The 7839-nt window shown below is 72.6% G+C and carries 1 protein-coding gene; it reads right to left on the reverse strand.

From position 1 onward, the window contains the following. The coding region (locus tag K6I34_RS26605; protein ID WP_229329353.1) for a type I polyketide synthase at positions 1 to 7839 on the reverse strand (7839 nt) is incomplete at both ends.

Below are 7839 nucleotides of genomic sequence, written 5' to 3' on the forward strand. Positions count from 1 at the left end.
ACCGCACCCTCCAACGAGAACACCCCGGCAACATGAGCCGCGACAATCCCGCCCAGCGAATGCCCCAGCACCACATCCGGCGCAGGCACCCACGACCGCCACAACCGCCACAACGCCACCTCAAAAGCGAACAACACCGGCTGCACCACACCCGTGCCCTCCACCTCCTCAACAGCCGGATCACCCAACAGCACATCCCGCACCGAGAACGGCACCACCCCATCGAACGCCGCACACACCTCATCCACCACAGCCGCAAACACCGGGAACGCCTCATACAACTCACGCCCCACGCCCCGACACCGCGCACCCTGACCGGTGAACACCACCGCCGTCCGTCCTGCGCCACGCACCACAGCACCCGACACGACTCCTGCGGATTCCGGCTCGCCGTCCGCGAGGGCGGCCAGTCCGGCCGTCAGCTCCGCGGTGTCCCGGCCGAGCACGACCGCGCGATGCGCCATGGCCGCGCGCCCCGCGGCCAACACGGCTGCTACGTCGGCTGGTTGGACATCCGGCTGCCCGAGCGCCCAGTCCCGCAGGCGGGCGGCTTGGGCCCGCAGCCCGGTCTCGGTCCGCGCGGAGAGCACCCACGGGACGGGCGCGCCCTGTTCCGGGCGAGCGTCCGTTTCCGCCGGGACCGGTGCCTGTTCGAGAATGACGTGGGCGTTGGTGCCGCTGATCCCGAAGGACGACACGCCCGCGCGACGCGGACGGTCCGTCTCCGGCCACGGCACGGCCTGCGCCAACAGCTCCACCCGGCCCGCCGACCAGTCCACATGCGGCGACGGCTCGTCCACGTGCAGCGTCTTCGGCAGCACACCGTGCCGCATCGCCATCACCATCTTGATGACGCCCGCCACGCCCGCAGCGGCCTGCGTATGCCCGATGTTCGACTTCACCGACCCCAGCCACAACGGACGGCCGCCGGAACGCCCCTGCCCGTACGTCGCCAGCAGCGCCTGCGCCTCGATCGGGTCCCCCAGCGTCGTCCCCGTGCCGTGCGCCTCGACCGCGTCCACGTCCGCCGGAGCCAGCGCGGCACCGGCCAGCGCCTGCTGGATCACCCGCTGCTGCGACGGCCCATTGGGCGCGGTGAGCCCGTTGGACGCGCCGTCCTGGTTGACCGCGGAACCCCGGACCACGGCGAGTACGTGGTGGCCGTTGCGCACCGCGTCCGACAGCCGCTCGACCAGGACGAGGCCGACGCCCTCGCCCCACCCGGTGCCGTCGGCGGCGGCCGCGAACGGCTTGCAGCGGCCGTCCGGCGCGAGTCCGCGCTGCCGTGCGAAGTCGACGAACACGGCCGGCGTCGACATCACGGTGACGCCGCCCGCGAGCGCGAGGTCGCACTCGCCCGCGCGCAGCGCCTGGCAGGCGAGGTGCAGGGCGACCAGCGAGGACGAGCACGCCGTGTCGACGGTCACCGCGGGCCCTTCGAGACCGAGGGCGTAGGCCACCCGGCCCGAGGCGACACTGCCCACGTTGCCGTTGCCGAGGTAGCCCTCCAGCTCGTCCGGCACCCGGTTCAGACGAGCGGCGTAGTCGTAGTAGATCGCTCCCGCGAACACACCGGTCCGGCTGCCGCGCAACGTCTCCGGATCGATGCCCGCGTGTTCGAGGGTCTCCCAAGAAGCCTCCAGCAGCAGGCGCTGCTGCGGGTCCATCGCGAGGGCCTCGCGCGGCGAGATCCCGAAGAACCCGGGGTCGAACTCGGCGGCGTCGGCGACGAATCCACCGGTCCGCACGTACGTACTGCCCGGGCGCGAGGGGTCGAGGTCGAAGATCCGGTCCGTGTCCCAGCCGCGGTCGGCCGGGAAGTCCGTGAGCGCGTCGACGCCACCGGCCACCAGGTCCCACAACTGCCGCGGGGAGGTGACACCGCCCGGGAGGCGGCAGCCCATGCCGACGATCGCGATCGGCTCGTCGGCGGAGGCCGGCACGGCCACGGCCGTGGACGCGGAGGCGGAGGCGGAGGCCAGTGCCGGCACGGTGGACCCGGCGTCCGCGAGCAGATCGCCCAGGTGTCCGGCGAGCAGCCTCGGGTTCGGGTAGTCGAAGACGAGCGTGGCAGGCAGGCGCAGGCCGGTGGCGGTGCTCAGCCGGTTGCGCAGTTCGAGTCCCGTGAGCGAGTCGAACCCCAGGTCGCGGAACGCGCGGGTCTCCTCGATGCCGTCCACGCCGGTGTGCCCGAGCACGGCGGCCGCGTGCGTGCACACGGTCCGTACGAGCAGCTGTCCTCGCTCGGCGGCGGTCAGACCGGCCAGCCGACTCGCCGGCCCGCCCGAACGGGCGCCCGCCCCGTCCGCCGGGCTCCGCCGGTGCGGCACCCGGGCGAGCTCGCGCAGCAGTACGGGCACGGCGTCGGAGCCCGCGCGACGCAGCGCGGCGATGTCCATCCGTACGGCCATGAGCACCGGTTCGGCGCGGTTGGCCGCCGCGTCGAACAGCGCACAGCCCTGCTCGGCGGAAAGGGGCAGGACGCCGAGGCGCGTCATGCGCTGCCGGTCGGCGGTCCCGAGCCCGGCGGTCATCTCGCTGCCTTCCGCCCACCAGCCCCACGCGAGCGACGTAGCGGGCAGGCCGTGCGCGCGGCGGTGCCACGCGAGCGCGTCGAGGAAGGCGTTGGCGGCCGCGTAGTTGCTCTGTCCGGGGTTGCCGATGAGCCCGGCCGCCGACGAGAACAGCACGAACGAGTCGAGGCCGAGGCCGCGCGTGGCCTGGTGCAGATTCCACGCCGCGTCGACCTTCGGGCGCAGGACGGCGGCCAGACGGGCAGGTGTCATGGCCTCCACGACACCGTCGTCCAGGACACCGGCCGCGTGGACCACGGAGGTCAGCGGGTGTTTGGCGGGGATCGTGGCGAGGACGCGCGCGAGGGCGTCGCGGTCGGCTGCGTCGCAGGCCGCCACGCTCACGTGCGCGCCCAGCGCGGTCAGCTCGGCGACCAGTCCGGCGGCGCCGGGGGCGTCACCGCCGCGTCGGCTGAGCAGCAGCAGCCGGCGTACGCCGTGCTCGGCGACCAGATGGCGGGCGAGCGACGCGCCGAGCGTCCCGGTGCCGCCGGTGATCAGTACGGTGCCGTCGGGGGCGGGTACGAAGCCGGTGCCGTCGTCGGAGCGGCCACCGGAAGCGGCACGGACCAGGCGCGGCAGGAGGGCGGTGCCACGACGCAGCGCGATCTGGGCGTCGCCCGAGACCACCTGCGCGAGGACCGCGTCGTCGTCGACATCGTCGGCGTCCACGTCCACCAGGACGAAGCGTCCGGGGTGCTCGGCCTGCGCCGAACGGACCATGCCCCACACGGCGGCCGAGGCGAGGTCGCGGATCTCCTCGGTGTCGTCGACCGCGACGGCACGGGAGGTCAGGAGGACAAGGCGCGCGTCGGCCGTCCGCTCGTCGGCCAGCCAGCGGCGCATGAGCTCCAGTACGCGCGCGGTGAGATCGTGCACCCGGGTGTGCTCCGGCCCCTCGGCGGGCGAGACGCGCACCACGAGAGTGCCGGGCGGAGAGACCTCGGGGTCGTCCAGGAGGTCAAGGGCATCGGGCGTGTCCGCCGTACCGAGGTGGGTCCGGACGACCGTGGCGTCGGCCTCATCCGAGTCGGCGCGCGGTTCCGTGGGAGAAGTGGGAGAAGCCGTGTCCGCCGAGGTATCCCGTTCCGCCCAGCGCAGTTCGAACAGCGAGTCCCGGGCGAGGGAGTCGGAGATCCGCAGTTGTTCGGCGGAGACGGGCCGGACGACGACCGAGTCGATGGACACGACGGCCCGGCCGGTCTCGTCGTGAGCGCGCAGCGAGACCGTACCCGCCGCGGTCGTCGTGAGTCGTACGCGCAGGGCGCGGGCGCCGTGAGTGTCGTGATCGCCGCGAGTGTCGAGCCTGACGCCGGTCCAGGAGAACGGCAGCCCCGTCCGGAGCGGTGCGTCCGCGTCGTCCCGGACCAGCATCGGGTGCATCGCGGCGTCGAGGAGGGCCGGGTGCAGACCGAAGCGGTCGGCGTCGGCGAGCGCCTCGTCGGGGAGACCGACCTCGGCCAGCAGCTCGTCGCCGAGCCGCCACACGCGGCGCAGGCCCTGGAAAAGGGGACCGTAGTCGAAACCGGCCGCAGCCGAGCGGGCATAGACGTCGTCGGCGTCCACCGGCTGCGCGCCCGGCGGGGGCCACTGCCCGGGCGGTGCGGCCTCGTCGATCGGGGTGTCCGAGGCCGGAGCGAGCAGACCCGACGCGTGCCGGGTCCACGGCTGGTCGACCGGAGCGTCCTCGGGCCGCGAGTGGATGCCGATGACGCGAGCGCCGGCGTCGTCCGGTTCCTCGACGGTGACCTGGATCCGGACACCCTCGGTGTCGGGCAGGACGAGCGGGGTGTGCAGGGTCAGTTCGTCGAGGACCGGGCAGCCGACCTCGCCGCCTGCTCGGAGGGCGAGTTCGAGGAACGCCGTGCCGGGGACGATGACCGTGCCGAGGACGGCGTGATCGGCGAGCCACGGGTGCGTGGACAGGGAGAGACGTCCCGTGAGAACGGTCCCGGACGCGTCGGCGAGGTCGACGGCGGCGCCCAGTACCGGGTGCTCGACGGCGAACTGTCCCCATCCGACGCCCGCGACGGTGGTGGGGTCGGCCTCGGCCCAGTAGCGGTCACGTTGGAAGGGGTAGGTGGGGAGGTCGATGCAGGTTGTGTCGGCGTGCTTGAGCTGGCTTGCCCAGTCGACGGACAGGCCGCGCACGAAAGCGGCGGACAGCGCCGTCACCAACCGCTCCGAACCACCCTCACCACGACGCAGCGTCTCCAGAACCGTACCGCCCGGAACATCCTCCAGCTCATCCGCGATGGGCACGACAAGACCCGGGTGCGGACTGCACTCGACAAACACCGTGTGCCCATCCGCCACCGCCGCACGCACCGCCTGATCCAGCCGAACGGTATTGCGCAGATTCTCGTACCAGTACGAGCCCGACAGCGCCCCAGGATCGGTGACGGCCTCGCCGGTCACCGTCGAGTACATCGCCACCGCGCCGGGCTGCGGGGTGACATCCGCCAGCAGAGCCTGAAGGTCATCCCGCAGTACATCCATCTGGGCGGAATGAGAGGCGTAGTCCACCGGAATCCACCGCGCCCGCACACCATCGCGCTCGCAGGCGTCGACCACGACAGCCAAGGCCTCGACGTCACCCGACAGCACCACACTGGCGGGCCCGTTCACCGCCGCCAGCGACAACCGCTCATCGTCGGCAACGAGCCCGGCAGCACGCTCAGCGCCGACGCCGACAGACAGCATCCCGCCACCCACCGACGACACCCGCCGCAGAGCCTGGCTGCGCAGCACCACAACCCGCGCCGCGTCCTCCAACGACAACAGCCCCGCCACATGCGCCGCGGCGATCTCACCCTGCGAGTGACCCACCACAGCGGCAGGACGTACGCCGCACGACTCCCACCACCGCGCCAACCCCACCATCACCGCGAACAACACCGGCTGCACCACATCAACCCGGTCCAGCAGACGGCCTGAACTGTCCCGCAGCACCTCCAGCAACGACCAGTCCGTCAGCGGATCCATCACCCCCGCACAGGCACCCACCGTCTCCGCAAACACCGGGCAGCACTCCAGCAACTCGGCCGCCATCCCCGCCCACTGCGACCCCTGCCCCGGAAACACGAACACCGGCCCCGAAGCAGGTGCGTTCACCGGTACGGCATCCGTCGTCTCGACGAGTTCGGCCAGGCGGGCCACCAGTTCGCCGGTGTCGCGGCCCGAGACCACGGCACGCTGGTCGAAGAGTGCACGGCCCGATGCCAGCGCCCGGCCCACGGCGAGCGGATCGGTCTCGGGGTGCGCCAACGCCCACTCGCGCAGACGTACCGCCTGCTCCCGCAAGGCCGTACCCGAACGCGCCGACAGCACCCACGGCACCACTGCTCCGACGGCATCACCGCGGGGCTCGGGAACGGCCTCGGGGGCTTCTTCCAGCAGTACGTGCACGTTGGTGCCGCTGATTCCGAACGAGGAGACGCCCGCGCGCCGTACCCGTTCTCCCGCGGGCCACGGCTGCTCCTCCGTCAGCAGCTCGACCCGGCCCGCCGACCAGTCCACATGCGGCGACGGCCCGTCCACGTGCAGTGTCTTCGGCAGCACACCGTGCCGCATCGCCATCACCATCTTGATCACACCAGCCACACCCGCAGCCGCCTGCGCATGACCGATGTTCGACTTCACCGACCCCAACCACAACGGACGACCGCCGGAACGCCCCTGCCCATACGTCGCCAACAACGCCTGCGCCTCGATCGGATCACCCAGCGTCGTCCCCGTACCGTGCGCCTCCACCGCATCCACATCACCCACCGACAAACCCGCGTTCACCAACGCCTGCCGGATCACCCGCTGCTGCGACGGACCATTCGGCGCGGACAAGCCATTCGACGCACCGTCCTGATTCACCGCCGAACCCCGCACCACCGCCAACACCTGATGACCATTACGCACCGCGTCCGACAGCCGCTCCAGCAACAACAGCCCGACACCCTCACCCGCTCCCATGCCGTCGGCCGCCGCGGAGAACGCCTTGCACCGGCCGTCGTGGGAAAGCCCGCGCTGGCGCGAGAACTCCACGAAGAACTCGGGGGTCGACATCACCGTCACTCCGCCCGCCAGGGCCAGGTCGCATTCCCCCGACCGCAGCGCGTTCGCCGCCAGGTGCAGCGCGACCAGCGACGACGAGCACGCCGTGTCGATGCTCACCGCCGGGCCCTCCAGACCCAGCGTGTACGCGACCCGGCCGGAGGCGATGCTGCTCGCGCTGCCGTAGCCGACGTACCCCTCGACCTCGTCCGGGACCTGGTCGAGCCGGGAGCCGTAGCCGTTGTCGATGACCCCGGCGAAGATCCCGGTCCGGCTGCCGCGCAGCGACGTCGGATCGATGCCGGCGCGCTCGACCGCCTCCCAGGAGGTTTCGAGCAGCAGCCGTTGCTGCGGGTCCATGGCGAGGGCCTCGCGCGGCGAGATCCCGAAGAACTCCGCGTCGAAACCGGCGACATCGGACAGGAAACCGCCCCTGCGTACGTAGCTCTTGCCGGAGCGTTCCGGGTCGGGGTCGAACAGCGAGGCCACGTCCCAGCCCCGGTCCTGCGGGAAGTCGCCCACGGCGTCGCCGCCCGCGGCCACGAGGTCCCAGAGATCCTGCGGCGATCCCACCCCGCTGGGGAACCGGCACCCCATGCCGACGATCACGACCGGGTCCTCGCCCGTGCCCGGCCCCGCCGCCGTCCCGGCCGCGGGCAGCGCCGCCGTGTCGTCGGGCGTGTCGGTGCCGCCGACCAGGCGGTCCGCGAGGAAGCCCGCGAGCCGGGCCGGGGTGGGGTAGTCGAAGACCAGCGTCGACGGGAGCCGCAGGCCCGTGACGTTGTTGAGCCGGTTCCGCAGTTCGACGCCGGTCAGGGAGTCGAATCCGATCTCCTTGAACGCGCGGGTCGCGTGCACCGGGTCGGCGTTCCTGTGGCCGAGCGCCCCGGCGGCCTCGGTGCGCACGATGTCCAGCAGCGTCTGTTCGCGTTCGGCCGCCGTCATCGCGAGGAGCCGTCCGGCCGGCGAGGGGGCCGCGGGCTCCGGGGTCCGGCGGCGTCGCGCCGCGCCCAGCAGATCCCCGAACAGCGCGGGCATGGTGGCCGCCCGGGAGCGGATCGCCGCGAGATCGAGGTGGGCGGGGACGAGAGTCGCGTCGGGCGCGGCCAGCGCGAGGTCGAACAGGCTCAGGGCCTCCTCGGGCGGCATCGCCACCGCGCCGGTCCGGCCCCAGCGGGCGAGGTCGGCCTCGCCCGCTGGGGCCGGACCGGCGCGGTGG

It is taken from the genome of Streptomyces sp. UNOC14_S4 (assembly GCF_020740835.1).
In the GTDB taxonomy this organism is placed as follows: Bacteria; Actinomycetota; Actinomycetes; order Streptomycetales; family Streptomycetaceae; genus Streptomyces.